Source organism: Nocardia sp. NPDC004568, from assembly GCF_040609955.1.
Classification (GTDB): Bacteria; Actinomycetota; Actinomycetes; order Mycobacteriales; family Mycobacteriaceae; genus Nocardia.
In genome coordinates this window covers 1-23,704 of the sequence record NZ_JBEXLL010000091.1, presented here as the reverse complement: position 1 = coordinate 23,704, position 23,704 = coordinate 1, and the positions used below count along the sequence as shown (strand labels likewise).

The 23,704-nt window shown below is 69.5% G+C and carries 26 protein-coding genes and 1 pseudogene; 19 read left to right on the top strand and 8 right to left on the bottom strand.

The window, feature by feature from the left end:
* Window positions 1-534 precede the first annotated feature (534 nt).
* The 4 genes from hemB (at window position 535) to ABZV91_RS28685 (ending at window position 3,183) form a co-directional block, all read left to right on the top strand.
* Window positions 535-1,512 carry a porphobilinogen synthase gene (gene hemB / locus ABZV91_RS28700; protein WP_355248247.1) on the top strand — a complete coding sequence of 326 codons (978 nt, stop codon included), beginning with the start codon at window positions 535-537 and terminating at the stop codon, window positions 1,510-1,512.
* Window positions 1,509-2,012 (top strand): hypothetical protein, encoded by a 504-nt coding sequence (locus tag ABZV91_RS28695; RefSeq protein ID WP_355248244.1) that lies wholly within the window; start codon window positions 1,509-1,511, stop codon window positions 2,010-2,012. The genes hemB and ABZV91_RS28695 overlap by 4 nt, the downstream gene beginning before the upstream one ends.
* Before the next feature lie 351 nt (window positions 2,013-2,363).
* Window positions 2,364-2,879, top strand: coding sequence for a hypothetical protein (locus ABZV91_RS28690; protein WP_355248241.1), 516 nt, complete (start codon window positions 2,364-2,366; stop codon window positions 2,877-2,879).
* Window positions 2,880-2,934: 55 nt separating this feature from the next.
* Window positions 2,935-3,183: a hypothetical protein gene (locus ABZV91_RS28685; protein ID WP_355248238.1), complete on the top strand. Its 249-nt coding sequence runs from the start codon at window positions 2,935-2,937 to the stop codon at window positions 3,181-3,183.
* 10 nt (window positions 3,184-3,193) lie between these two features.
* Here the strand turns inward: ABZV91_RS28685 and ABZV91_RS28680 are convergent, their stop codons facing one another.
* The gene (locus tag ABZV91_RS28680) at window positions 3,194-3,589 is read right to left on the bottom strand and encodes a hypothetical protein (protein WP_355248235.1); all 396 of its coding nucleotides are present in this window, start codon (window positions 3,587-3,589) and stop codon (window positions 3,194-3,196) included.
* A gap of 179 nt (window positions 3,590-3,768) precedes the next feature.
* Here ABZV91_RS28680 and hemL point away from each other — a divergent pair, with 179 nt between their 5' ends.
* From hemL to ABZV91_RS28640, 8 genes are all read left to right on the top strand, one after another.
* Window positions 3,769-5,094, top strand: coding sequence for a glutamate-1-semialdehyde 2,1-aminomutase (hemL, locus tag ABZV91_RS28675; RefSeq protein ID WP_355248253.1), 1,326 nt, complete (start codon window positions 3,769-3,771; stop codon window positions 5,092-5,094).
* A gap of 119 nt (window positions 5,095-5,213) precedes the next feature.
* Window positions 5,214-5,885: a histidine phosphatase family protein gene (locus ABZV91_RS28670; RefSeq protein ID WP_355248250.1), complete on the top strand. Its 672-nt coding sequence runs from the start codon at window positions 5,214-5,216 to the stop codon at window positions 5,883-5,885.
* Window positions 5,886-6,037: 152 nt separating this feature from the next.
* Window positions 6,038-6,658, top strand: a complete 621-nt coding sequence (locus ABZV91_RS28665) for a TlpA disulfide reductase family protein (RefSeq protein WP_355248232.1) — start codon at window positions 6,038-6,040, stop codon at window positions 6,656-6,658.
* Window positions 6,655-6,909, top strand: coding sequence for a hypothetical protein (locus tag ABZV91_RS28660; RefSeq protein ID WP_355248229.1), 255 nt, complete (start codon window positions 6,655-6,657; stop codon window positions 6,907-6,909). Before ABZV91_RS28665 ends, ABZV91_RS28660 begins: the two co-directional genes overlap by 4 nt.
* A complete protein-coding gene (locus tag ABZV91_RS28655; protein WP_355248226.1) occupies window positions 6,906-7,790 on the top strand; it encodes a cytochrome c biogenesis CcdA family protein in 885 nt (294 codons plus the stop codon). Before ABZV91_RS28660 ends, ABZV91_RS28655 begins: the two co-directional genes overlap by 4 nt.
* Complete coding sequence (locus tag ABZV91_RS28650) at window positions 7,787-9,406, top strand: cytochrome c biogenesis protein ResB (protein ID WP_355248223.1); 1,620 nt, start codon at window positions 7,787-7,789, stop codon at window positions 9,404-9,406. The genes ABZV91_RS28655 and ABZV91_RS28650 overlap by 4 nt, the downstream gene beginning before the upstream one ends.
* 90 nt (window positions 9,407-9,496) lie before the next feature.
* Window positions 9,497-10,465 carry a c-type cytochrome biogenesis protein CcsB gene (gene ccsB / locus ABZV91_RS28645; RefSeq protein ID WP_355248220.1) on the top strand — a complete coding sequence of 323 codons (969 nt, stop codon included), beginning with the start codon at window positions 9,497-9,499 and terminating at the stop codon, window positions 10,463-10,465.
* 167 nt (window positions 10,466-10,632) lie between these two features.
* On the top strand, window positions 10,633-10,857 hold the full coding sequence (locus tag ABZV91_RS28640; protein ID WP_030525604.1) for a hypothetical protein: 225 nt from the start codon (window positions 10,633-10,635) through the stop codon (window positions 10,855-10,857).
* A gap of 59 nt (window positions 10,858-10,916) precedes the next feature.
* On the opposite strand, the gene ABZV91_RS28635 is transcribed toward ABZV91_RS28640, so the two are convergent.
* Both ABZV91_RS28635 and ABZV91_RS28630 read right to left on the bottom strand, forming a co-directional pair.
* The gene (locus tag ABZV91_RS28635) at window positions 10,917-11,117 is read right to left on the bottom strand and encodes a hypothetical protein (RefSeq protein WP_355248217.1); all 201 of its coding nucleotides are present in this window, start codon (window positions 11,115-11,117) and stop codon (window positions 10,917-10,919) included.
* Window positions 11,118-11,402: 285 nt separating this feature from the next.
* Window positions 11,403-11,618 (bottom strand): BldC family transcriptional regulator, encoded by a 216-nt coding sequence (locus ABZV91_RS28630; RefSeq protein ID WP_039826934.1) that lies wholly within the window; start codon window positions 11,616-11,618, stop codon window positions 11,403-11,405.
* A 224-nt stretch (window positions 11,619-11,842) separates the two neighbouring features.
* Between ABZV91_RS28630 and ABZV91_RS28625 the strand changes: the two are divergent.
* From ABZV91_RS28625 to ABZV91_RS28615, 3 genes and pseudogenes are all read left to right on the top strand, one after another.
* A pseudogene (locus ABZV91_RS28625) lies at window positions 11,843-12,103 on the top strand (DUF4229 domain-containing protein); the annotation flags it as partial.
* Window positions 12,104-12,216: 113 nt separating this feature from the next.
* Window positions 12,217-13,302, top strand: a complete 1,086-nt coding sequence (locus ABZV91_RS28620; protein ID WP_355248214.1) for a PLP-dependent cysteine synthase family protein — start codon at window positions 12,217-12,219, stop codon at window positions 13,300-13,302.
* A 63-nt stretch (window positions 13,303-13,365) separates the two neighbouring features.
* On the top strand, window positions 13,366-16,770 hold the full coding sequence (locus ABZV91_RS28615; RefSeq protein WP_355248212.1) for a BTAD domain-containing putative transcriptional regulator: 3,405 nt from the start codon (window positions 13,366-13,368) through the stop codon (window positions 16,768-16,770).
* A 22-nt stretch (window positions 16,771-16,792) separates the two neighbouring features.
* Here the strand turns inward: ABZV91_RS28615 and ABZV91_RS28610 are convergent, their stop codons facing one another.
* Entirely contained in the window at window positions 16,793-17,617 is an 825-nt protein-coding gene (locus ABZV91_RS28610; RefSeq protein WP_355248209.1) for an ABC transporter permease, read from the bottom strand.
* Complete coding sequence (locus ABZV91_RS28605; RefSeq protein WP_355248206.1) at window positions 17,614-18,603, bottom strand: ATP-binding cassette domain-containing protein; 990 nt, start codon at window positions 18,601-18,603, stop codon at window positions 17,614-17,616. The genes ABZV91_RS28610 and ABZV91_RS28605 overlap by 4 nt, the downstream gene beginning before the upstream one ends.
* Window positions 18,604-18,711: 108 nt before the next feature.
* Between ABZV91_RS28605 and ABZV91_RS28600 the strand changes: the two genes are divergently transcribed.
* The 3 genes from ABZV91_RS28600 to ABZV91_RS28590 all read left to right on the top strand — a co-directional run bounded on the left by ABZV91_RS28600 (window position 18,712) and on the right by ABZV91_RS28590 (window position 20,005).
* A complete protein-coding gene (locus ABZV91_RS28600; RefSeq protein WP_355248203.1) occupies window positions 18,712-18,933 on the top strand; it encodes a helix-turn-helix domain-containing protein in 222 nt (73 codons plus the stop codon).
* Window positions 18,934-19,518: a Clp protease N-terminal domain-containing protein gene (locus tag ABZV91_RS28595; protein ID WP_355248200.1), complete on the top strand. Its 585-nt coding sequence runs from the start codon at window positions 18,934-18,936 to the stop codon at window positions 19,516-19,518. It begins immediately after the preceding gene.
* Window positions 19,519-19,621: 103 nt separating this feature from the next.
* On the top strand, window positions 19,622-20,005 hold the full coding sequence (locus ABZV91_RS28590) for a phage holin family protein (RefSeq protein ID WP_355248197.1): 384 nt from the start codon (window positions 19,622-19,624) through the stop codon (window positions 20,003-20,005).
* Between the two features lie 75 nt (window positions 20,006-20,080).
* Here the strand turns inward: ABZV91_RS28590 and ABZV91_RS28585 are convergent, their stop codons facing one another.
* Window positions 20,081-20,956, bottom strand: a complete 876-nt coding sequence (locus ABZV91_RS28585) for a 1,4-dihydroxy-2-naphthoate polyprenyltransferase (protein WP_355248194.1) — start codon at window positions 20,954-20,956, stop codon at window positions 20,081-20,083.
* A 306-nt stretch (window positions 20,957-21,262) separates the two neighbouring features.
* Here ABZV91_RS28585 and ABZV91_RS28580 point away from each other — a divergent pair, with 306 nt between their 5' ends.
* A complete protein-coding gene (locus ABZV91_RS28580; protein WP_355248192.1) occupies window positions 21,263-21,550 on the top strand; it encodes a hypothetical protein in 288 nt (95 codons plus the stop codon).
* Between the two features lie 46 nt (window positions 21,551-21,596).
* Here ABZV91_RS28580 and menE read toward each other — a convergent pair whose 3' ends face one another.
* The gene (gene menE / locus ABZV91_RS28575) at window positions 21,597-22,760 is read right to left on the bottom strand and encodes an o-succinylbenzoate--CoA ligase (RefSeq protein ID WP_355248189.1); all 1,164 of its coding nucleotides are present in this window, start codon (window positions 22,758-22,760) and stop codon (window positions 21,597-21,599) included.
* A gap of 296 nt (window positions 22,761-23,056) precedes the next feature.
* Window positions 23,057-23,440: a VOC family protein gene (locus ABZV91_RS28570; protein ID WP_355248187.1), complete on the bottom strand. Its 384-nt coding sequence runs from the start codon at window positions 23,438-23,440 to the stop codon at window positions 23,057-23,059.
* Window positions 23,441-23,704: the final 264 nt, after the last annotated feature.

Genomic DNA, 23,704 nt, shown 5'->3' with positions numbered 1-23,704 from the left:
GCGAAGCGCAAGTCTCGAGGCCGAAACGGCGAGACCAAGGGGGCCTCAACCCCGCGCGCCGGAGGCGCGCCGAAAAACACAGCGCTTTGGCGGGTGAGCTCACGCTCTTGCTTTGGCGGCCTGAGCTCACGCTCTTACTTTGGCGAGCGAGCCCACCCCCCACCGTCACGAGAAACCCACGCCGAACCTCGTCAGCCCGTCTCTATACGGTCGTCGCGAGTGAGGCGCACTTTCTGCCTTCGCGGGTCAGTCGCCGCGTGTTCCCCGCCCCCTGCATCCGGCCACCTCTGTAAGCCCACTTCTCGCCTTCCCAGGTTGCTCCCACCCCTCTCCCGCGCACCTCGCGTCCCGGGCCCGCCGACCGCCTCATCCGTCTTTCGCTGGTGAGCCCCTTTTCCCCCCACCGGTGGCAGCTACGGCCGTTCACCCGTCGCATCCTTCGGGCATTGCGCCGGCCCCCTCCCGGCCCCGGAATTCCCTGTCCCGGTCAGGGGCGCCGAACCCGCCCTCACCGGCACCCCTAGACTTCGATCTATGAGCGGTATCGAGCGTCCGCGGCGCCTGCGGCGTACGCCGGCGTTGCGGCGGCTGGTGGCGGAGACCAGTCTGGAGCCGCGGCATCTGGTGTTGCCGATGTTCGTGGCGGATGGGTTGTCCGAGCCTCGGGAGATCGGTTCGATGCCCGGCGTGTTCCAGCATTCACTGGATTCCCTGCGCAAGGCCGCCGCCGAGGCCGTGGCGGCCGGGGTGGGCGGTCTGATGTTGTTCGGGGTGCCGAGGCCGGAGGACAAGGATCCGGTGGGGAGCGGCGCGACCGACCCGGAGGGCATCTTGAACCGGGGGTTGCGGGCGCTGGCCGCCGAGGTGGGGGATTCCACCGTGGTCATGGCCGATACGTGCCTCGACGAGTTCACCGATCACGGCCATTGCGGCGTGCTGGACGCCTCGGGCGCGGTCGACAACGACAGCACGGTGCGGCGGTATGTGGAGATGGCGCTGGCGCAGGCCGAGGCGGGCGCCGATCTGCTCGGCACCAGCGGGATGATGGACGGTCAGGTCGGTGCGATCCGCGACGGGCTGGACGCGGCGGGCCGGACCGATACCGCGATCCTGGCCTATGCGGCCAAGTACGCGTCGGCGTTCTACGGTCCCTTCCGGGAGGCGGTGGCGTCGTCGCTACAGGGCGACCGCCGGACCTATCAGCAGGACGCGGCCAACCGCCGGGAGTCGATCCGGGAGCTGGAGCTGGATCTGGAGCAGGGTGCCGATATCGTCATGGTGAAACCGGCCATGTCGTATCTGGATATTCTGCGTGAGGTCGCCGACCGTTCACCGGTTCCGGTTGCGGCGTACCAGATTTCCGGGGAGTTCTCGATGATCACGGCCGCGGCCGAGCGCGGGTGGATCGATCGCCGGACGGCCGTGCTGGAATCGCTGACCGGTATCCGCCGCGCGGGCGCGGATATCGTGCTCACCTATTGGGCGACGGAGGCGGCGCTCTGGCTGTCATGACCCCGCCGGTGGATATCGTCACCGCGCGGCAACTGTGGTGGGGCGTGATCGGTCTGGGTGTGGGCCGGTTGTTCGTGTCCCTGGCCGACACCCTGGCCAACCGTGAGCGGTTCGGTGCGGATCTGCGGGAGCGGATGCAAGCGGCGGACCCGCAGATCACCCCGGCGATGGTCGACCTGCTGGTCACGGTGGGCGCGGTGCTGGGCGTGATCCTGGGCCTGGCGGTGGCCGCGTTGGGTGTACTGGTCGTGCATCAGCTCGGCCGCGGGAAGTTGTGGGCACGGACCCTGCTGACCTTCGCCGGGATGTGGGTGGTGATCTCCGGGGTGATCGCACTGTTCTCCATCGGCGTGGTGGAGGGGGCCGGCCCCGTGCTGTCCGGGGCGGCGTCCATCGTGCAGGCGGTACTGGCCGGCGGTGCGATCTTCCTGTGCCAGCGCCCGGAAGCGGCGAAATTCTTCCTGCCGCCGCGTGGACCCGGGGCGCCCGGAAACCGTTGAGAGTCGTTACCCGGCTCGCTGACCTGCGCGTTGTTACCGACGGCGGGCCGGTGGCCGATTCAGATAAGGAACGCGGAGTTTGTTCCCGGTATTCCGCCGTGTATGGTGAGGGCTGTCACAGAGGACATGCCAACCGGCGGCCTCGGGTACCCGGTCAGTAGGACGGGAGACCTGACCGTCCGGGGATCGGAGGCAATGATGCGAGTGGTGATCCAGCAGCCACAGAGTATTCGGCGGGACATGCTCGTACTGACTCTTCTGGTCCTGTTCGGGGTTCTCACCGTCGCGGTTCTGCTGATTCCCGGCGTCATCGGCTGATACGAGTGGCCCTCGCTTCCGGCCGGTTCGCCCATGTCTGATCGAGTGGACACCGCCCCGGAGACCGGGGAGCTTCTCTTCGCCGAGCCCGGAGCCCGCTGGCGGGCGGTCGCCTACGGACCACTGGTCTGTGCGCTGCTGCTGGCCGTGGAGGTCGCGGCGGGCGTCACACCGCACTGGTTCGCCCTCCTCTTCTGCGCCGTGCTGATCAGTGGTTTCGCGGTGGTGCAGGTGTATGCGGCACGCACCCATGTCAGCGTCGAACTCACCGAGGGTTTCCTGCGCAACGGGGCCGAGACGACACCGGTCCGGTCCATCGCCGCGGTGCTGCCGGTGGACGCCGACGAACCGTGGGAGAGCGGCCGGGCGCTCGGCGAATTGACCGGGGTCCCACGGCGACGTACCGCGATCGGCTTGCGTCGCACCGACGGCGAACTGGTCCGCACGTGGGCCAAGGACCATCGCGCGTTGCGGTCTGCGTTGACTCGGGTGGTGGGCGCGCCCCACGTCGACGAGGACGGCGCGCCGGATACCGGTCGCGACGATTGATTATCGGGTGCCACGCGGGCACGATCGCATCCGAGCCGCCGACCCGAGGATACCTGTGAACCGTTCGCTCGTCGTACCGGCCGCCGATATCGCGCTGGCGGTGCTCGCGCTGGCACTGGCCGCGCTCTGCTGGAATCTGGGCGTCCGGAACACCGATTTCCCGGCGACCGGGGACGTCCCGGCCTACACCGCGACCCGCTACGCGGGGCCGTGGTTGTTCCTCACGATGCTGTTGGTGGCGGGCGCGGGTACCGCCGTCATCGATGCCGTCACCCGGCTGGTCCGGGCGCCGCGGCGAGGCTGAACCGGCCCGGTCAGCGCCACTGCTGGTAGATGTCGAATACTCGACCGTGCGGTGCGCCCGGGACGTGGAAGAACACCAGGACCGAACCGCCGTTGTCGGCCGATTCGAGGATGACCTGGCGCAGGGAGGCGTGGACGGCGCCGTTCTCGTCGCGGTAGAGGCGGGTGTCGCTGTCCAGTCCGGCGCCGATCCGGGAGGGCGGGACCGTGTGGTCGACCAGGGCCGGGATCGGGCCCGCGGCCAGCGCCGCGGTCTCGGGTTGGCTCAACCGGAAGCCGGCGCGGGCGTTGTCGGGGTCCACGACCGGTTCGGCGGCTGCCGCCGTACCCGCGCCGAGGCCGGTGGCCAGGGCTCCGAAAGCGACCGAGACCAGAGAAAGAGCCGCAGTACTCCTGGCAATTCGCAAAACGACCTCCCCGGCCGGTGATCCGCTGTTTTTTCCGATGCAGACAGAGAGTACGCACTCGGGTCCTGACCCGGCTGTATTTCGCTTCGGTGGTGTCGTCGTCGCGGCGTATGTCACGTATGCGCACCCTGTCGTCGACGTCGCCGGGGGCGGCTGCCAAACTGGAGGCCGTGAGTTCTCTGCGCGTGGCCGGTACGGCGGTGCCGGCCTCCAGTCAGCTTTTCCAGCGAGCCGAAGCGGTTGTCCCCGGTGGTGTCAATTCCCCGGTGCGCGCCTTCGGCTCGGTGGGCGGCACGCCGAGGTTCATCACATCCGCCCGGGGCTGTCGGCTGACCGACGCCGACGGTAACGATTACGTCGATCTGGTGTGCTCCTGGGGGCCGATGATTCTCGGGCACGCCCATCCGGCCGTGGTCGAGGCGGTGCGCGAGGTCGCGGGGTCGGGGTTGTCGTTCGGGGCGCCGACACCGGGTGAGGTGGAACTGGCCGAACTCATCGTCGAGCGGGTCGCTCCGGTGCAGAAAGTGCGGCTGGTGAATTCCGGGACCGAGGCGACCATGAGCGCGGTCCGGCTGGCGCGCGGGTACACCGGACGCGCCAAGATCATCAAATTCGCCGGTTGTTATCACGGTCACGTCGACGCGCTGCTGGCCGAAGCCGGTTCCGGCGTCGCGACATTCGCGCTGCCGACCTCGCCCGGTGTCACCGGGGCGCAGGCCGCCGACACCATTGTGGTGCCCTACAACGATCTGGACGCCGTGCGCGCCGCCTTCGAGGCGAACCCCGGCGAGATCGCCGCGGTGATCACCGAGGCCGCCGCCGGGAACATGGGCGCGGTCGCGCCGCTGCCCGATTTCAATGCCGGACTGCGCCGGATCACCTCCGATCACGGGGCGCTGCTCATCATGGACGAGGTGATGACCGGATTCCGGGTGAGCCGGGCCGGCTGGTACGGACTCGATCCGGTGGCCGCCGACCTCTACACCTTCGGCAAGGTGATGAGCGGCGGGCTGCCCGCGGCCGCGTTCGGCGGCCGGGCCGAGGTGATGGACCGGCTGGCCCCGCTGGGCCCGGTCTACCAGGCCGGCACCCTGTCCGGGAATCCGGTGGCCGTGGCGGCCGGGCTCGCGACCCTGCGTGCGGCCGACGAGTCGGTGTACGCCGCGCTGGACCGCAACAGCGAACGGCTCGGGATTCTGCTCACCGACGCCCTCACCGGCGCGGGGGTCCCGCACCGCGTGCAGTTCGCGGGCAATATGGTCAGCGTGTTCTTCGCCGATGAACCGGTACTCGACTACGCCGCCGCCAAGGCGAGCGCGACCTGGCGCTATCCGGGCTTCTTCCACGCGCTGCTCGACGGCGGGGTGTACGCGCCGCCCAGCGCGTTCGAGGCCTGGTTCGTCTCGGCCGCACTCGACGACGCCGCATTCGACCGAATCGCCGCAGCTCTGCCCGCCGCCGCCGAAGCGGCCGCGAGCGCCACACCCGAAGGAAATCGCGCGTGAGCAAGCCCGATCCCGAGCGCGTATCCGCCGCCCCGGAGGACCGGGACGATCCGATCTCCACCACCGGACCCACCGTTCCCGCGGCGGAGACCGGCGCCGATCCCGGCACGCCGGGTGAGGTGGCCGCGGCCGCGCCGTCGACCGGTACCTCCGACGCCGAATCGGTCGAAACCATCGTGCACGTGCTGCGACACGGTGAAGTGCACAATCCGCGCGGAATCCTCTACGGCAGGCTGCCCGGCTTCGGTCTGTCGGTGACCGGGCGGGCGCAGGCCGGCGCGGTCGCGCGGGCACTGGCCGATCACGATATCGCTCTGGTCATCGCGTCGCCGCTGCAGCGCGCGCAGGAGACCGCCGAACCCATCGCGGGACGGCACGGGTTGATCGTGCGCACCGACGAGAACCTCATCGAGGCCGGTAACACCTTCGAGGGTTTGCGGGTGTCGGTCGGTGACGGCGCCCTGCGCAAACCCCGGCACTGGTGGAAGCTGCGCGATCCGTTCACCCCGTCCTGGGGAGAGCCCTACCTGCAGATCGCGCACCGCATGCTGGCCGCGGTGAACAAGGCCCGGGTGGAGTCGGCCGGTCGCGAGGCGGTGCTGGTCTCCCATCAGCTGCCGGTGTGGACGCTGCGCCGGTTCCTGCAGGGTCAGCGCCTCTGGCACGATCCGCGCACCCGGCAGTGCGGTCTGGCCTCGCTCACCTCGCTGGTGTACCGGGGCGACACGCTCGTCGATATCGTCTACTCGGAGCCCGCGGGCGGTTCGGATCCGACGGTGCACGGCGCATGAACGGTCAGCGTCCGGAGGCGGTAGCGCAGCGTGACCACGCGGGGCGCCCGTTCATGCGCCGGAAGGCAGAGCGCATGAACGGTCAGCGTCCGGAGGCGGTAGCGCAGCGTGACCACGCGGGGCGCCCGTTCACGCGCCGGAAGGCAGAGCGCATGAAGAATGGTGCCGCGGCTTTCCGGTTCCGGTTGCTGCCGGCGCTCGCCGCACTGCTGTGCCTGATCGCGTCGGCCTGTTCGACCGGTACCGACGCGGTGGCCACCGGCGGGACCTTCGAATTCGTCTCGCCGGGCGGGCAGACCGATATCTTCTACGATCCGCCGTCCGCGCGCGGCACGATCGGCAAGCTCTCGGGTCCGGAACTGATGTCCGATACCGGGAAGAACGTCTCGGTGGAGGATTTCCCGGGCCAGGTCGTCGTCATCAATCTGTGGGGGCAGTGGTGCGGGCCCTGCCGCGGTGAAGCCCCCGCGCTCGAACAGGTCTACGAGCAGACCAAAGATCTCGGGGTGGCTTTCCTCGGGATCAATGTCCGTGATTTCCAGCAGGACAAAGCACGAGATTTCGTCATCGATAACCACGTCGGTTATCCGTCGATCTACGACCCGTCGATGCGCACACTGCTGGCGCTCGGTGGAAATTTCCCGACCAGTGTCATTCCCACAACTCTGGTGCTGGATCGGGACCATCGGGTAGCAGCGGTTTTCTTGCGCGCCCTACTCGCCGAAGATCTTTTACCGGTGGTGCAGAACATCGCCGCGGAGGGAGCATCATGAGAAGTCTTCGATCCCGAGGCGTACGCCGCTACGGGGCCACCCGGCCACCGCGCGGAGTCCGGGCCGAAGTACTGGTGAAGTCCTCGCTCGGCTCGTGGGAGCTACAGCCCGCGACCCAGCAGCCCGGCAGCGACCGGCGGGTGTCTAGTTCGCGCCCGTCGGGCGGCCGGGGATCGACCGCGCCGGGTGGTCGCGGCGACGAGCGGCGCGTGAACAACTCCGAGGGCGATTCGGAGCGTAGTTCGCGTTGACGGTGTTGGCAGGAGTGGGGGAATCGTTCCAGCAGACAGCGGCCACCGGGCCGTTGTTGCTCGCCCTCGGCGCCTGCCTGTTGGCCGGTCTGGTGTCGTTCGCTTCGCCGTGCGTGGTGCCGCTGGTGCCGGGGTATCTGTCGTACCTGGCCGGTCTGGTCGGTGCGCAGGCGCCGCCGGTGACCGTGGATCAGGCGCGGCGTAACCAGCACGCCACGCCCGCCGGCGGTACCGCCACGGCGGTGCTCACCGAAACCCCCGCCGACGCGGAGACCGCGCCCGTGCCCGAATCGGGTCGGCTGCGGGTCGCGGGCGCGGCGGGGCTGTTCGTCGCCGGTTTCACGGTGGTGTTCGTGCTGGCCACCGCCACCGTGTTCGGGCTGATCCAGACACTCAACGTCAACCGGGAGCTGCTGCAGCGCCTGGGCGGTGTGGTCACCATCGTGATGGGACTGGCGTTCCTGGGTCTCATCCCGGCACTGCAGCGCGATACCCGGATGGAACCCCGGCGGCTCGCCGGGATCGCCGGGGCCCCGCTGCTCGGTGCGGTCTTCGCGCTCGGCTGGACTCCGTGCCTGGGACCGACGCTGTCGGGTGTGATGGCGGTGGCCGCCGGGACCGAGGGCACCACCGCGGTGCGCGGGGTGGCCCTCATCGTCGCCTACTGCCTGGGACTCGGTCTCCCGTTCGTGATCCTGGCTTTCGGGTCGGCGAGTGCGCTGCGCGGTGTGGGGTGGCTGCGGCGCAATTCCCGCCGGATCCAGATCGTCGGCGGAATACTGCTGGTCGCGGTGGGCGCGGCATTGGTCACCGGAGCCTGGGACCAATTCGTCGGCTGGGTCCGTGACGGTTTCGTCGCCGAGGTGACGTTGCCGATATGACCGTGACGATGCCTCCTGATGCACCCCCCGTCCTACCGCCCCGGCAGTCCCCGCTGGGCCGGGCCCGCGCGCTGGTGCGCAACGCCTGGCGTGGGCTCACCAGTATGCGGACCGCGTTGGTGCTGCTGTTCCTGCTGGCCTTGGCCGCGATACCCGGCGCCCTGCTGCCGCAGCGCAGCCTGAACGAACAGAAGGTCGCGACCTATATCGCCGACCGGCCGGTACTCGGTGCGTGGATGGACCGGTTCGAGCTGTTCGACGTGTTCTCCAGTTTCTGGTTCACCGCGGTCTACGTGCTGCTGTTCATCTCCCTCGTGGGCTGCATCCTGCCGCGCACGGTGGACCACTACCGCGCCCTGCGGACCCCGCCGGTGCGGGTGCCGCGCAATCTGGCCCGCCTGCCGCACCACCATCGGGCGGTGCTCGACGGCAGCGCGGACGAGGTCGTCGAGCGGGCCCGGACGCGGCTGCGCGGCTGGCGTATCGAGACCCGGCCGGGGGAGCGCGACGGCGAGGTGACACTCTCGGCGGAGAAGGGCTACACCCGCGAGCTGGGTAATCTCGTGTTCCACCTGGCTCTGGTGGGTCTGCTGGTGGCGATCGCGGTAGGCAAGCTGTTCGGCTACGAGGGCAATGTGATCGTCGTCGCGAACAACGGCCCCGGTTTCTGCACCACCTCGCCGGCGGTTTTCGATTCCTTCCGGGCCGGGAATGTCAACGACGGCACGGGGATGACCCCGATGTGCGTGAAGGTGAAGAATTTCCGGGCCGACTATCTCGACAACGGTCAGGCCGAGATGTTCACCTCCGATATCTCGTATCAGGAGGGCGCGGATCTGGCCGCCGGTACCTGGCGGGATACGACCCTCCGGGTGAACCATCCGCTGCGGGTCGGCGGAGACCGGGTCTACCTGCAGGGGCACGGCTACGCGCCGACGTTCACCGTCACCTTCCCGAACGGTGAGAAACGCACCGAGACCGTGCAGTGGCAGCCCAACGATATGCAGACCTTCCTCTCCAGCGGGGTGCTGCGCATCGATCCACCGGGCGGGATGTTCGCCACCGAAGCCGAGCGGCGGCAGAACCAGATCGCGATCGAGGGGCTGTTCGCGCCGACCGCCGGTTTCCACGGGTCGCTGCTCACCTCGGTGTACCCGGAGATGACCGATCCGGCGGTGGCGGTGGATGTCTATCGCGGCGACACCGGTCTGGATACCGGCCGCCCGCAGTCGATCTTCGCGCTGGACCAGGAGATGGTGGCGCAGGGCCGGCTCACCAAGGAGGCCCGGGTGAATCTGCGGCCGGGCGAGACCACGACGCTGCCGGGCGGCACCGAGGTGCGTTTCGACGGCGCCGAGGAGTTCGTGAATCTCCAGGTGTCGCATGATCCGGCGCAGCAGTGGGTCCTGGTCAGCGCGCTGGTGATGATGGGCGGCCTGCTGGTCTCGCTGCTGGTTTCGCGGAGGCGGGTCTGGTTGCGGGTGACCCCGGAGGGTACCGTGGAGCAACGACGCGTCGTAGTAGAGATGGGCGGACTGGCCCGTACCGATCAGGCCGGCTGGGGCGGAGAGTTCGATCGCCTGCGGCACCGGCTGCTGGACGCGTCCGGCGACTGATCGCCGCCCCTGAGCACCCGCGTGGGCGACCACGCACGGGCAGCAGCGCTGCCCACCGAGCACCGCGGTACGAACACGGGAGATGTAACGATGCCGATCGACGATACGCTCGCCGGCTACAGCGACCTCGCCTACAAGACGTCGATCGTCGTGTACGCGCTGGTGCTGCTGCTATTGACCGTGCAGTACGCCTCCGCGCGGGTCCGGCAGGTGAGTGAGCGGGAGCTGGTCCCCGCCGGTGGCGTCGCCGCGGGCAGTGAGACCCCCGGCCGGATCGTCGAGACTCCGACGCTGCCGCTGTCCGAGCGGCTCGGCAATATCGCCTTCTCGGTGCTGTTCGTGGCGGTGGGCCTGCACGTGGGCTCGATCGTGCTGCGCGGTTTCTCCACCGGTCGGTTCCCCCTCGGCAATATGTACGAGTTCGTCTCGATGGCGACCGCGGCCGCGGCGGTCGTCGGCCTGGTGTTCATGCGGGACGCGCGGTACCGGGCAATGTGGGTGTTCCTGCTCGTGCCCATGCTGATCCTGATGTTCCTCGCGGGCACGGTGCTGTATACGGACGCGGCCCCGGTGGTGCCCGCGTTGCGCTCGTTCTGGCTGCCGCTGCACGTCACGATCGTGAGCCTGGGCAGCGGAGTGTTCCTGGTGTCGGGTGTGGCGAGCCTGCTGTTCCTGTACCGGCTGCGTCAGCCCGAGGGCGCCGAATCCTCGAATATCCTCGGCGCGATCGCGCGCCGACTGCCCGATGCCCGCACACTGGACCGGCTGGCCTACCGCACCACCATCATCGGGTTCCCGCTCTTCGGCGCCGGGGTCATTCTCGGGGCGATCTGGGCCGAGGCGGCCTGGGGGCGGTTCTGGGGCTGGGATCCCAAGGAGACCTGCTCGTTCATCGCCTGGGTGCTCTACGCCGCGTACCTGCACGCGCGGGCCACCTCGGGCTGGCGGGACACGAAAGCCGCGTGGATCAATGTGGCGGGTTTCGTGGCGATGCTGTTCAACCTCTTCATCATCAATCTGGTCGTTTCGGGCCTGCACAGCTACTCCGGCCTGACCTGATCGGACGGCCATTTCTCGGGCCGTAATGATCGTTACTCCGCCGCAATGCACGGTTGCTATTGTTCGGGCGGATTATTTGCTGAACTGTACAGGGCCCGGCTTGCGGTTTATCGGGTGTGACCGGTCATTTCCCCTCCAGAGCGCGGCGAGCAATGAGGAGAGCGGCAGTGGATTCGGAGAATTTCAGTTCGGATAACAGCGGCGATGCCGATTGTTGCGCATCCGTGGCCGCGAACAACGCGCTCATCTGCGGCCTGGAACCGGACTCGTTGGTCAGATTGGTTCGCACCGCGGTCGGATTACCGGCCGAGGCGCTAGACCGTCTGGCCGTGGTCGCGGATAAATTACGGGCTGTGGAAGGGCTGCCCCAACTGGACAGCACCAGCGATTGAACGTGCCCGCCGGACCGCGGGGAAATACCCCGCGGCCGGGCGTTCGACGGGGAGTGGGGTCAGTGTTCGGCGGGCCCCGGATCGCCGTCCCGGTGTTTCTGCTGACGCGAGATACGCCAGAGGAATTCGGGATCGTCATCCGGGCCGAGAACACGCTTTCGGGTCGGTCCCGGAGTGGGCGTGCTCTGCCCGGGGCCGAATGCCTTCCAGCACAGCACCACGATCGCCACGATCGCGATGAGTGCCAACAGGTACATCACGTGGCTCACCTCCTCCAACGAGGTTAACTCCACGGGCCGCTACGGGGTAAGTGCGGCCGCGGAGCGGGCCACCTCTCCGGCCGGGCGCTCTTCCCATATCTCCGCCCGTGTGGCGGCCGTGCACTCCGCTGCGTGACCTTCGGCGCGGTCGTGGTCCGCTCTGTGTCGGGGCCGCGCGTCACCGCACCCGCCGGCGGTACGCCCGGGGCCGGTCGAGCTCAGCCGCGTGCGGTGAGCGGCCGAGCTCTCGCCCCGCGTGGTGACGCCGTCTGTGCGGATGCTGCTTCAGCTGCCGCGTACGGTCGCCTCGGTGGTGAGCGATTCGAGCAACCGCATCACCTCCGTTTCGCGGAACCGGCGATGGCCACCCGGGGTGCGCAGCGAGCCGAGCCGTCCCGCATGCGCCCAGCGGGTGACGGTCTTGGGGTCTACGTGGAACAGGGCGGCAACCTGGCCCGGGGTCAACAGGTTCTCCTGCGCCCCCATGGCGATCGCGGTCATGGCAAACCTTTCTGTTTCGTCACGTTCTCTCATCGGATTCCGACATAGTGGCACCGCGACCCCCGGGTGTTCGAACCACCTACTGTTGGTAAAGCGGAGGTAATGGACAAAACGGATACGCCGTACAAGGGGTTCGGCACGTCGCTTACGCTGGTCAGGTGAGTGACGAGAACCTATCCGAGGAACCGAACGCCCCCCGGCCCGGTACGTCGCCGGGCCGTCGGCTGGCACGCAATCTGGCTCTCTACACCCTGGCCCGGCTGGCGCTGGTCGTGCTGCTCACCGCCGTGATCATGGCCGTGACCGCGGTGATCGGCGTACAGATTCCGCTGGTCGTCGCCATTCTCTTCGCGATCGTCATCGCGTTGCCGCTCTCCCTCACCCTGTTCAAAGGGCTGCGGGCGAAGGTGAACACCGATATCGCGGCCGTGGACGAACGCCGCCGCCGGGACAAGGCGCAGTTGCGGGCCCGGCTGCGCGGGGAGACCGGAACAGAGACGCCGGAGAAGCCCGCCGCGGAGGGGTCCGGGACCACCGTGGACAGCGCGCCGGAAACCGATCCGGAGCGGGGGGAAAAGGGCAGCCCCGGCGGCCCGGCGTGAAGACCTGTGCGCGCGGCAACCCGCGCGACTGGGCCGACGAGGCGGTCCGGCTCATCGACGCCGACGCCCAGCGCAGCGCGGACACTCATCTGCTGCGCTACCCGCTGCCCGCCGACTGGAACGTACAGCTCTACCTCAAGGACGAATCCACCCACATCACCGGCAGTCTGAAGCATCGGCTGGCCCGGTCCCTGTTCCTCTACGCCCTGTGCAACGGCTGGATCACCGAGGGGACCACGATCGTCGAGGCATCCTCCGGGTCGACCGCGGTGAGCGAGGCGTATTTCGCCCAGCTGCTCGGCCTGGAATTCGTGGCGGTGGTTCCGGCCAACACCTCACCGCAGAAGATCGCGCTCATCGAAGCCCAGGGCGGGCGGTGCCACTACGTCCGGCGCCCGCCCGAGATGTACACCGAGGCGGCCCGGCTGGCCGCCGAATGCGGCGGGCACTATCTGGACCAGTTCACCAACGCCGAACGCGCGACGGACTGGCGCGGGAACAACAATATCGCCGAGTCCATCTTCGACCAGCTGACCCTGGAATCCCACCCGGTGCCGGAGTGGATCGTGGTCGGCGCCGGTACCGGCGGTACCAGCGCGACCATCGGCCGGTATCTGCGCTACCGCCGCTATCCGACCCGGCTGGCGGTGGTGGATCCGGACAACTCCGCGTTCTACGGCGCCTACGAAACCGGGCTGCGCGACTACACGACCGGTATGCCGTCGCGGATCGAGGGAATCGGGCGGCCCCGGATGGAACCCTCGTTCGTCCCGGAGGTGGTGGACCGGATGATCCACGTCCCCGACGCCGCCTCCATCGCCGCGGCCCGGTTCGCGAGCCGGGGCCTCGGCCGGAAGGTGGGCGGTTCCACGGGAACCAACTTCTGGGGCGCGTGCGCGCTGATCGCCCAGATGCTGGCGGCCGGGCACAGCGGCAGCGTGGTCACGCTGCTGTGCGACGGCGGTGAACGCTACGCGGGCACCTACTACAGCGACGAATGGGTCGCCGGCCAGGGCTGGGACCTGACCGAGCGTACCGCCGTACTGGAGGAGTTCCTGTCCACCGGCCGGTGGCGCGCCTGACGCCGCGGCCGCGGCGGTCAGGACGCGCTCACGCCGCGGCGCGGCGCATACGATGACGTCGGTATGGTTCTCGATCCGGGCCGTTCGCACGGCCGTCCTCCGGTGATCCCGGCGTCCGCGGACGAAACACTCGTGGTGACGCTGCTGGGTCGTATCGCGCTGCGCCGCGACACCGAACTGGTGGCGCTGCCGGGCACCCGGGCCCGGTTGCTGCTGGTCGCGCTGGCGCTGCGGCCGGGACGCAGCCGCGGCGCCGCCCGGCTCATCGAGGATGTCTGGGGTGACGAACCTCCGCGCTCACCGATGAACGCCCTGCACACGCAGATCTCGCGGCTGCGGGCCGCTTTGCCGGAGGGGGTGTTGGCGGCGGGCCCGGCCGGATATCGGCTCGCGCTCGGGCCGGAACAGGTGGACCTGACGGCCGTGCGGGAGTCGGCGCGCCGGGCCGGTGCCGTATTGGCCGCGGGCGATCCGGCCGCGGCACTGGCCATTGTGGAACGCGCCCGCGGCCTGTGGTCCGGTGAGCCGGGCACCGAGCTGCCGCCCAGCGAACCGGCCACCGAACTCGCCGAACTGGCCGCGGAATACGCCGGCGAACTCGACGATATCGAGCGGGCGGCCCGGGAGGCCTGCGGTGATCTGGACGGTGCCGTCGAGATCGCCCGCGCGCAGTCGCGGCGGCGGCCCGCCGACGAGGCCCGCGCCCGGACTCTGATGCGCCTGCTCGCCGCCGCGGGCCGCGACAGCGAAGCCCTGGACGTTTTCGCCGCGCTGCGGACGACCCTGGCCACCGAGCTCGGTACCGACCCCGGGGCCGCGATCACCGAACTCAATACCGCGATCCTGCGCGGCGGTTCCGGGACCCGCGCGAAAACGAGCCGGCCGGAACCGGTCCCGCCGGCACCGCCGGTCTCCGCGGTCGGCGTGCGGGCGGCGCCCAATCCGCTGCTCGGCCGTGCCGACGATCTCGCGGAACTGGCCCGCCTGCTCCGGGTTTCGCGGGTGACCACCGTGCTCGGTCCGGGCGGGGCCGGAAAAACTCGGGTGGCCAATGAACTCGCCGCCCGGTCGGCCGCGGATCGGCCGGTGGTGCTGGTGGAGCTGGCCTCGGTGCGCCCGGACGGTACGAGCCGGGACGCGGTGGTGGATGTCGAGTCCGCGATCGCGGGGGCGGTGGGTCTCGGGGAGACCGTGCGGGATCGCACGCTGCCGCAGGTGCGTCCGCCCATCGACAGCAGTCGCCGGCTCCGCGACGCGCTGTCGGCCCGGCCGATGCTGCTGGTCCTGGACAACTGTGAACATCTGATCGACGGTGCGGCCATGGTGGTCGCGGATCTGGTGGGCAGTTGCCCCCAGCTGACCGTGCTCACCACCAGCAGATCCCCGCTGGCGATCACCGCCGAAACGGTGTATCCGCTGGCGCCGTTGGCGATCGATCCGGCCGGCTCGCCGGCGACCGATCTGTTCGCCGCGCGGGCTCGTGCGGTACGGCCGTCGGTGCGGCTGGACCCGGCGGTGGTGGCCAGGCTCTGCCATACGCTGGACGGGTTGCCGCTGGCCATCGAACTCGCCGCCGCCCGGGTACGGACCATGAGCGTGGAGGATATCGAGCGGCGGCTCGACCAACGTTTCGCGCTCTTGCGTACCGGTGACCGCACCTCACCGGAACGGCACCGCACGCTGCGCGCGGTCATCGCCTGGAGCTGGAATCTGCTGGAGCCCTCCCAGCAGATCGCGCTGCGCCGGATGTGCCGGTTCCCGGCGGGTTTCACGCTCGACGCGGCGGAGGTGGTGGCCGGTGATCCGGAGGTCGGCGATATCGCGACCGCCGTCGACGGACTGGTCGGGCAGTCGCTGCTGACCGTTGTCGAGGACACGGGCCCCGATGCCGATCCCGTCGTGGGCGTGCGCTACCGGATGCTGGAGACCGTCCGCGAATTCGGTGAGCAGCAGCTGATGGCGGCCGAGCAGGAGAACGGCGGCGAGGTCGAACTCGTGGAATCGCGGATGGCGCGCTGGGCGTGCGAATTCGCGGTGACGGTCGCGCAGCGATACCTCGCGGGTGACGAGCTCGGGCCGGCCCTGCTGATGGTCGCGGAACTCGACAACCTGGTCGCGGTGCTGCGCCGCGCCGAGGCGGACCGGGACCGGTTCACCGTGTACGCCGTGTTCCCGGCGGTCGCCATGCGATGGGTGGCGCACGGGGCCCACGTGGAACTGCTGGGCTGGATTCCGCGGCTGCTGGCGCTGCCGCCGCCGGAGCGCGCATCGGGCACCCACGCGGATCTGCACATGCTCGGCCATGCCATGACCGCGCTGCACCTGGCTTTCATGACACGCGGCCTCCGGGAGTTGGCCGTGGTCCGATTCCGGGTCCGTGCGCTGCTGCGGCACGCCGTCGGGATGACCGGAACCCTGCGCTATCTCGGGCTGCTGCTGACCTGTCCCGCCGACGCGGTGCGGCTGGCCCGGCTGCTCGCGGACGGGGCGCGTGCCGGTGACGCGCAGATCAGGGTCGTCGCGCTGGTGGCCCGGGCGAATATCTGGGAGAACATGGGCCGCATCCATGCCTCCCGCCGTGACGCGCAGGCCGCCCGGTCGCTCACCGGCGAGGCGCAGGTGTGGAATCGCGCGATGGTGGTGCAGCATCTGGGCGCATTGGACGGGCAGATCGCGCACTACCGCGAATCGGTCGGCTATTACGAAGAGGCGGCCGAGTTGCTGCTCCGGATCCGCGCCTACGACGAAAGCCTCGAGGTGCGGTCGTATCTGGCTGTCGGCCTGGCCGGTATCGGGGAGCCGGCGCGGGCGCGCCGGGAGCTGGCGGCGGCACTGGGCCTGTCCGGTTCCGGCCGGGCGGGACTGGAACTGGTCGACGACCCGACCATCCGCCGCAACCATCGGCTGTCCACGATCGCGGCGGGCCTGGCCGAAGTCGAGCTCGCCGAAGGCGATATCGAGGCCGGGCTGGCCCATTTCCGGCGGGCGTTGGACCTGCTGGCCTGGCAGGAAGGCGAATTCACGCCGGGCCCGGGGGCGTTGTTGATGTGCGCCACGACCGTCGCCGCGCATGTGCTCGCCGGTCGCGCCGAGGCGGTCGCGGCACTGCTGCCCGAACTCGCCGGGATGGCATTGGACCGGCTCGACAGCGTCCCGGACCTGCCGCAGATCGGGGCGGTGGCCTGTGCGCTGGGGTCGGGTTTGCTGGCCCTGGACGAGCGGACCGAGGCCGCGGTCGAGTTGCTCGCGCTGGCGCCGGTGGTGGCGGGTCGGCAGGACTATCCGGTGATCCGGTGGGAACGTCACTGCGCGCTGTGGCGGGACCGGATCGGTGCGTCGCGGCTGGACGCGGCGCTGGCGGCCGCGCGCGGGTCGCGCAGGAATGTGGCCGCCGCGCGGATCCTGGAGTTGGCCGTTGGGATCGCCAGGAGGACGCCGGGCCCGCTCGATCGGATCGTGGCCGATTGAGCGGACCCGGCGGTCGCGGTCGTCAGGCCCGGCGCATATAGGCCCGGACGGTCAGCGGCGCGAAGACCGCGACGATCGCCGCGGCGCCGACCAGGGACCAGACGACGGGCATGCCGATATGCCCGGTGTTCATCAGGTCACGGCAGGCCCAGACCAGGTGGGAAACCGGATTGACGTCGATGAACGCCTGCAGCCAGCCCGGCATCGTCTCCTTGGGCACGAAGGCCGGGGAGGCGAAGGTGAGCGGGAACATGACCAGCATGGAGTAGCCCTGTACCGCCGAGGCCTTGTTGGCGATCACGCCGAAGAAGGCCCAGATCCAGCTGGTGGCGAAGGAGCAGGCCACCACCAGCAGCACGGCCAGCGGGACACCGGCCGGCTCCGGCCGGAAGCCCATGAGGAAACCCATCACCACGGTCAGCACCGAGGCGATCCCGTAGCGCACCATATCGGCGGTCAGCGCACCGGAGAGCGCGGCGATCCGGGCGATGGGCAAGGATTTGAAGCGGTCGAAGACGCCCTTCTCCATATCCTCTTTGAGCTGTACGCCGGTGACCACCGAGGTCATCACCACGGTTTGGACGAGAATGCCCGGAATGATCACCGGCAGATAGCTCTTCACATCGCCGGAGATGGCCCCGCCGAAGATGTAGGTGAACATCAGGGTGAAGATCACCGGCTGGATCACCACGTCGAAGAGCTGCTCGGGATTGTGCTTGATCTTGAGCAGGCCCCGGTAGGCCATGGTCAAGGTGTTGTCGAGGGTTCGGCGCAGGCCGATGCGGGCGGCCGGGCCCGGCACCGGCGGCGCCACCACGGGCGCGGGTCCGGTCAGTGTCGTGGTCATGCTGCGGTCCGTTCGGTCTCGGTATCGGATTCGGCCGGATGGCCGGTGAGGGTCAGGAATACTTCGTCGAGGCTGGGTTTGGTCACTGTGATCTCCTCCACCGCGATCGCGTGGTCGCGCAGGCGGACCAGCAGATCGGTGGTGCCGTTCGGATCGGGCAGCGCCGCGGTGAGCCGACCGGCCTCCGGTGTGGTCTGGGCCTCGGTACGTAGCACCTCGGCGATGATCCGGCGGGCGATGTCGAGGTGGGACCGGTCGGCCAGGGTCAGCTGGAGCGAGGACCCGCCGATGGAGGCCTTCAGTTCGTCGGCGGTGCCGTCGGCGATGACCCGGCCGTGATCGATCACCGCGATCCGGTCGGCCAGCTGATCGGCTTCGTCCAAGTACTGGGTGGTGAGCAGGACGGTCGTGCCACCTCGCACCAGCCTGCGGATCGTCTCCCACATCTGGGCCCGGGTGCGCGGATCGAGGCCGGTGGTCGGCTCGTCGAGGAACAGCAGCGGCGGAGTCGCGATGAGACCGGCCGCCAGGTCCAGCCGGCGGCGCATCCCGCCGGAGAAGTTCTTCAGCGATTTGTTCGCCGCGTCGGTGAGGTCGAATTCCTCCAGTAGTTCGGCGGTCCGGCGTCTGGCCGCCGATCGGCTCAGCCCGAGCAGCCGGGAGAAGACCATCAGGTTCTCGGTGGCGGTCAGGTCCTCGTCGACCGAGGCGTACTGGCCGGTGACACCGATGAGCGACCGTACGGCGCCCGGTTCGGCGACGACATCGTGGCCGAACACCCGAGCGCTGCCGCCGTCGGGGCACAGCAGAGTGGCCAGCATGCGGATGGTCGTGGTCTTTCCCGCCCCGTTCGGCCCGAGTACGCCGTAGACCGAGCCCTGCGGCACGGCCAAGCTCACCCCGTCGACGGCCCGCTGGGTGCCGAACACCTTGACCAGGTCGTTCGCCTCGATCGCGAAGGTGGTCGCGGATTCGTGATTCGTCATAGCGGCTACGGTCCTCTTCCCGTCTTGCACGGCTCTTGCGTCGCGATTGCGTACACCTGTCGTCAATTTTTGTTGACATCGGGCGCAGGTGTCAATAAAAATTGACGTATGACTGAAGCAACCACGCTGGCCGCCGCGGCGGGCAGCCCGGACCCCGCGGTGGGTCTACGGGCGGTGCTGGCGCTGCGGAGACTCCTCGAGCGGCTCGAAGCGATCCAGGTGGGCAATGCCCGCGACCAGGGCTGGTCCTGGCAGGCCATCGCCGACGCACTCGAGGTCAGCAAACAGGCGGTCCATCAGAAGCACACCCGAAAAGGTAGGAGCCGGTAGATGTTCGAGAGATTCGCCCGGAACGCCAGAATGGCGGTCGTCGCGGCACAGGAACAGGCGCGGGAGCTGCGGTCACCCGAGATCGGGGTCGAACATCTCCTGCTCGGGCTGCTGGAGCAGGGCGAACCACCGTTGCGATCACTCCTGGAACGGAACGGTCTCACCCTGCAGCGTGCCCGGCAGCACCTCGGCACCGCGCACGCCGACGAACCGCTGGGCTCCGGCGACGCCGAGGCGCTGCGCTCCATCGGCATCGACCTGGACGCGGTGCGTGAAAGCCTTGAAGCCGGCTTCGGTGCCGACGCGCTGGACCGGGCGGTCCCCGCGGGCGAGTCCCGGGGGCTGCGCGGCCGGCGCCGCGGTGGACGTTTCGGGCATATCCCGTTCACGTCCCCCGCGAAGAAAGCACTGGAGCTGTCGCTACGTGAAGCTCTCGCGCGCAAGGACAGGTCCATCGAATCGGGGCATGTCCTGCTCGGAATCCTGCGCGCGCCCGGCCCCGTCACCACCGAACTGCTCGGCGGCACCGAGGTGATCACCCGCCTGCGCGGTGAGATCCACACCTTGCTCGACAAGGCGGCATGAGCGCGACCGGCCCGGCCCGCGCGGCGTCTCCCGGACGCCGCCGGCCGGGGCCGGAATCCCGTGGTATCCGGCGCGCGACGCTCCGGTGTGCTTAGCATGGGCTATGCAGCTTGTGCTCCGGTTGATCGGCACCGCCTTCGCCATCTGGCTCGCCGCGTTATGGGTCGGCGATATCGAACTCGTCTCCCCGCCCGACCAGGGCAACGGCGCGAAGATCGTCGTCCTGCTCGCGGTGGCGGCGGTGTTCACCGTGGTGAACGCCTTCGTCAAACCGCTGGTGAACCTACTGTCGTTACCGCTGGTCATCCTGACCCTCGGCCTGTTCCTGCTGGTGATCAACGCGCTGATGCTGTGGCTCACGGCCTGGATCACCGAGGCCACCGACTACGGCCTGCGGATCGACGGATTCTGGGCGGCGTTCCTGGGCGCGATCATCGTCACCCTCGTCAACTGGGCCATCGGCATCGTGATCCCGGACAACGACTGAGCAGTTCCTTCGGCGCCGCCTCCGTGTCGCGGGGGCGAGGGGCCTCGGTCGGCCGCGGGAAAGATGGGTTCGGAGTTATCGGGTGCCGAGCCAGAGGGCGCCGGCGGACAGCACGGACCAGGCGAGTAGGGCGAGACCGGAATCGCGCAGGGCGGGAATCAGCTCCAGGCCGGCGCGATTCGCCCGGACGGGGGCGTTCGCGCGGACGGCCAAGGGGAGGGCCAGCAGGCCGGCCAGAGCCCAGGGGGTGCGGGCCACCAGCGCCAGGGTCAGGACGAACGGGACCACCAGCAGGACCAGATGTACGGTGCGGGTGCGGGTGTCGCCCAGTTTCACCGCCAGCGTCGTCTTACCGGTTTCGCTGTCGGTGGGGATATCGCGCAGGTTGTTGGCCACCAGGACCGCGCTGGAGAACGCCCCCACCCCGACCGCGAGCGCCACCCCGGCCCAGTCGATTCGCAGCGCCTGCACGTACTGCGTACCCAGCACCGCCACCAGGCCGAAGAACACGAAAACGGCGATCTCGCCGAAACCGCTGTAGCCGTAGGGCTTGCTCCCGCCGGTGTAGAACCAGGCGCCCGCCAGGCACACCGCGCCGACCAACAGCAGCCAGGGTGCCGACAGCACCGCCAGGATCAGCCCCAGCACCGCGCCGACCGCGAGACTCGCGACCGCGGCGCCCCGTACCGCGGCGGGGGAGGCCAGCCCGGAGCCGACCAGCCGCAGCGGGCCGACGCGTTCGTCGTCGGTGCCGCGGATGCCGTCGGAGTAGTCGTTGGCGAAATTGACCCCGATGATGAGCGCCAGGGAAACACCCAATGCCAATAGTGCTTTCCACCACACCGCGCCGTCGATGGCGGCAGCGGCGCCGGTACCGGCCACGACGGGGGCGATCGCGTTCGGCAGAGTTCTGGGCCGGGCGCCCTCGATCCATTGTGCTGCGGTAGCCATCTCCGCAGCCTAATGCGCGCGGTCGGGCCGGGCCTATCTCAGATCACGGACAGCGCGAGCGGAGCGCCGGTCCCTCGGCCGGATGGGTCGTCGACACCTCTTCGCGGGTCCCGGCGTCGGTCGTGCGGCCGTAGCGATGTGGCCCGGGAACGCCGGCCTGCCCGACCAGGGCCTTCAGGAACTGTGACGCGCGGAACCGTTACTTGCCCGATCGGATCGTCCGGGGCATTCTCGACAAGGTTGGACTGATCTTCCTCTCGGCGGGTAGTCGCCCGGCGAGGCGTATACGGAGGAGAGGAGCCCATCATGGCCCAGCGTGACAAGATGCCCCGGACGATCGATCCGGACACCTTCGAAGCAGTGCCCGAGGCCGACCGCGCCGAACAGGCCGCACCGGCCTATCCCGACGAGGCCGCCTACGGCGAAATCGATCCCCGGTCGGTGCCCGACGATGTGCCGGTACCCGACGAGCCCGCGCTGATCGGCGGGCGTCCCGACGAATGGGATGCGAACCCGGCCGATATCGCCGAACAGTCCATCGCGGTCCCGCTGGGGGACGATTACGAAGGCGACTACGGCGACGACGAGTCCTGACCCACCGAGCTCGGTCCGCGGCGGGTTCCCGCCGCGGACCGCTCGCTCAGGGCGCCGACTCGGCCAGCAGGTGTCTGCGCAGCGCGCCGCGATCGGGTTTCCCCGGTCCCAGCAGCGGGATCTCGTCGACGAGGGCGAGTTCGCGCGGGGCGGCCACGGCATCGAGTTCGGCCAGTACATGCTCGCGCAACTCGTCGAGCGTGGGCGCGGATCCGGGCACGGGTACCACCGCCAGCGCCACCCGCTGGCCCAGCCTGTCGTCGGGTAGGCCCAGCACCACGCATTCCGACACCGCGGAATGGGTGGCGAGGACCGCCTCCACCACCTGCGGGATCACCAGCAGGCCGCCGGTGCTGATCGCTTCGTCCAACCGTCCCAGGACGCGCAGTACGCCGTCCTGGAAGACGCCCGCGTCGTCGGTGCGGAACCAGCCCGGTTCGGCGAACGCCGGATGGTCGGGCATATTGCGGTACCCGGCGGCGAGCATCGCGCCACCGAGCAGGATGCGGTCGTTCTCGATCCGCACCCGGGCCCCGGTCAGCGGGACACCGTCGTAGACACAGCCGCCGCAGGTCTCACTCATCCCGTAGGTGCGCACGACATTGATCCCGGCGTCCCGGGCCCGCTCGTACACCGGCGACGGGATCGCGGCACCACCGATCAGCACCGCGTCCAGTTCGACGAGCGCGGCTGTCGCGGCGGGTGTCTCCAGGACCTTGATCAACTGGGTCGGCACCAGCGAGGTGTACCGGCGTTCACCGGGCATACCCGCGATCGCGCCCGCCAGCGCCTCGGGCAGGAAACCGCCCGACACATCCACCACCGTCGGCTCGGTACCGGCCAGCAACGACCGCAGCAGCACCTGCAATCCGGCGATGTGATGAGTGGGCAGGGCGAGCAGCCAGCTACCGGGGCCGCCGAGCCGTTCATGGGTGGCATCACCACTGGCCCGCAGGGCGGCCGCGGTGAGCATGGCGCCCTTCGGGACCCCGGTGGTACCGGAGGTGGTGACCACCAATGCGATATCGTCGGCGATCGGCTCGCCCGGGGCGAGCGCGTCAGCCAGTCGACGCGCCTCGCGCCGGTCGCCGGCCGGGACCGGCAACCAGGCCGCCGACCCGCTACCGTCCAGCACCTGCCGCAGATGCGGTAGTACATCGCTGACTCCGCTGCCGGTGGGTATGGGCAGAGTACGCAAGGTTTTCGTCACGGCCGCGCCTTGTCCCCGGCTCTCCGGAAGGCCGCGATTCGCTCGCTGCGCTCGCTCACGGCAGCGATGGTTTCATGCCCGCCGGAAAGCGGACAGCAGGGGTCGAAGCCGCCGGGGCAGGGCGCCGGAGCCGGCTGATCGGATTGGGCTGGGCCAGGCATGGGACTGCGATTCACTCGTCGGACGGTACGAAAGCGGTCGCACCGGGCGTCGGTGATCGGGCGGCCATCCGATCGTATCGTCGCCCGGGGGGCCGGGGGTTGGCAACCCGGCAGAAAACTCGCACCCACCCCGGATCAGCGGGTGTCCCGCCGGATCGGATGGTTCTCCGGCACCTCGACCAGCACGATCGGTACCCCGTCCGGGTCCTTCACCCACATCTCCACCAGGCCCCACGGTTCGGTCACCGGCGCCCGGTCGATCGCCACCCCGTTGAGCGTCAGTTCCACGGCCACCGCGCCGACATCGCGCACCTGCAACCAGAGCGCACCCGCGAAACCTCGCGGATCGGTCTCGGAACCGCCGTGCCCCGCCACCTCGATCAGCGACTGCCCGGCGAAGAAGACGGTTCCACCCGGGTATTCGCGGTAGATCGCCAGGCCGAGGGAGTCCCGATAGAAGGCCAGGGTGGTCGCGTAGTCCCGGGGTCGCAGGATGATGCGGCTGCTGAGGATGTCCATCGCAGGAAAGTTTAGGGGGTGCCGGGGTGATCGTGTGTCCGATTCGCGCCGCGTGGGATTGCGGGGGCCGGTGCTGGTAGACGGTGTGGGCAGGACCGCGTGGTGGGCGTGGTGGCCGCGGGGCCGGACGGTGTGATGTGGAGCCGACCGCGAAGGTGGATATGGGGGCTTGCTCGTGAAGGTGCTGTGTTTTTTGGCGCGCCTTCGGCGCGCGGGGTCGAGGCCCCCTTGGTCTCGGCGGTTACGGCCACGGGGTTTGGGGAG

What these genes read in the sequence shown, in the direction of transcription:
- hemB (WP_355248247.1), top strand. Translation starts at nt 535, where the DNA reads ATGAGCGGTATCGAGCGTCCGCGGCGCCTGCGGCGTACGCCGGCGTTG.
- ABZV91_RS28695 (WP_355248244.1), top strand. Translation starts at nt 1,509, where the DNA reads ATGACCCCGCCGGTGGATATCGTCACCGCGCGGCAACTGTGGTGGGGC.
- ABZV91_RS28690 (WP_355248241.1), top strand. Translation starts at nt 2,364, where the DNA reads ATGTCTGATCGAGTGGACACCGCCCCGGAGACCGGGGAGCTTCTCTTC.
- ABZV91_RS28665 (WP_355248232.1), top strand. Translation starts at nt 6,038, where the DNA reads ATGAAGAATGGTGCCGCGGCTTTCCGGTTCCGGTTGCTGCCGGCGCTC.
- ABZV91_RS28660 (WP_355248229.1), top strand. Translation starts at nt 6,655, where the DNA reads ATGAGAAGTCTTCGATCCCGAGGCGTACGCCGCTACGGGGCCACCCGG.
- ABZV91_RS28650 (WP_355248223.1), top strand. Translation starts at nt 7,787, where the DNA reads ATGACCGTGACGATGCCTCCTGATGCACCCCCCGTCCTACCGCCCCGG.
- ccsB (WP_355248220.1), top strand. Translation starts at nt 9,497, where the DNA reads ATGCCGATCGACGATACGCTCGCCGGCTACAGCGACCTCGCCTACAAG.
- ABZV91_RS28630 (WP_039826934.1), bottom strand. Translation starts at nt 11,618, where the DNA reads ATGACCGCGATCGCCATGGGGGCGCAGGAGAACCTGTTGACCCCGGGC.
- ABZV91_RS28615 (WP_355248212.1), top strand. Translation starts at nt 13,366, where the DNA reads ATGGTTCTCGATCCGGGCCGTTCGCACGGCCGTCCTCCGGTGATCCCG.
- ABZV91_RS28610 (WP_355248209.1), bottom strand. Translation starts at nt 17,617, where the DNA reads ATGACCACGACACTGACCGGACCCGCGCCCGTGGTGGCGCCGCCGGTG.
- ABZV91_RS28605 (WP_355248206.1), bottom strand. Translation starts at nt 18,603, where the DNA reads ATGACGAATCACGAATCCGCGACCACCTTCGCGATCGAGGCGAACGAC.
- ABZV91_RS28600 (WP_355248203.1), top strand. Translation starts at nt 18,712, where the DNA reads ATGACTGAAGCAACCACGCTGGCCGCCGCGGCGGGCAGCCCGGACCCC.
- ABZV91_RS28595 (WP_355248200.1), top strand. Translation starts at nt 18,934, where the DNA reads ATGTTCGAGAGATTCGCCCGGAACGCCAGAATGGCGGTCGTCGCGGCA.
- ABZV91_RS28590 (WP_355248197.1), top strand. Translation starts at nt 19,622, where the DNA reads ATGCAGCTTGTGCTCCGGTTGATCGGCACCGCCTTCGCCATCTGGCTC.
- ABZV91_RS28585 (WP_355248194.1), bottom strand. Translation starts at nt 20,956, where the DNA reads ATGGCTACCGCAGCACAATGGATCGAGGGCGCCCGGCCCAGAACTCTG.
- ABZV91_RS28580 (WP_355248192.1), top strand. Translation starts at nt 21,263, where the DNA reads ATGGCCCAGCGTGACAAGATGCCCCGGACGATCGATCCGGACACCTTC.
- ABZV91_RS28570 (WP_355248187.1), bottom strand. Translation starts at nt 23,440, where the DNA reads ATGGACATCCTCAGCAGCCGCATCATCCTGCGACCCCGGGACTACGCG.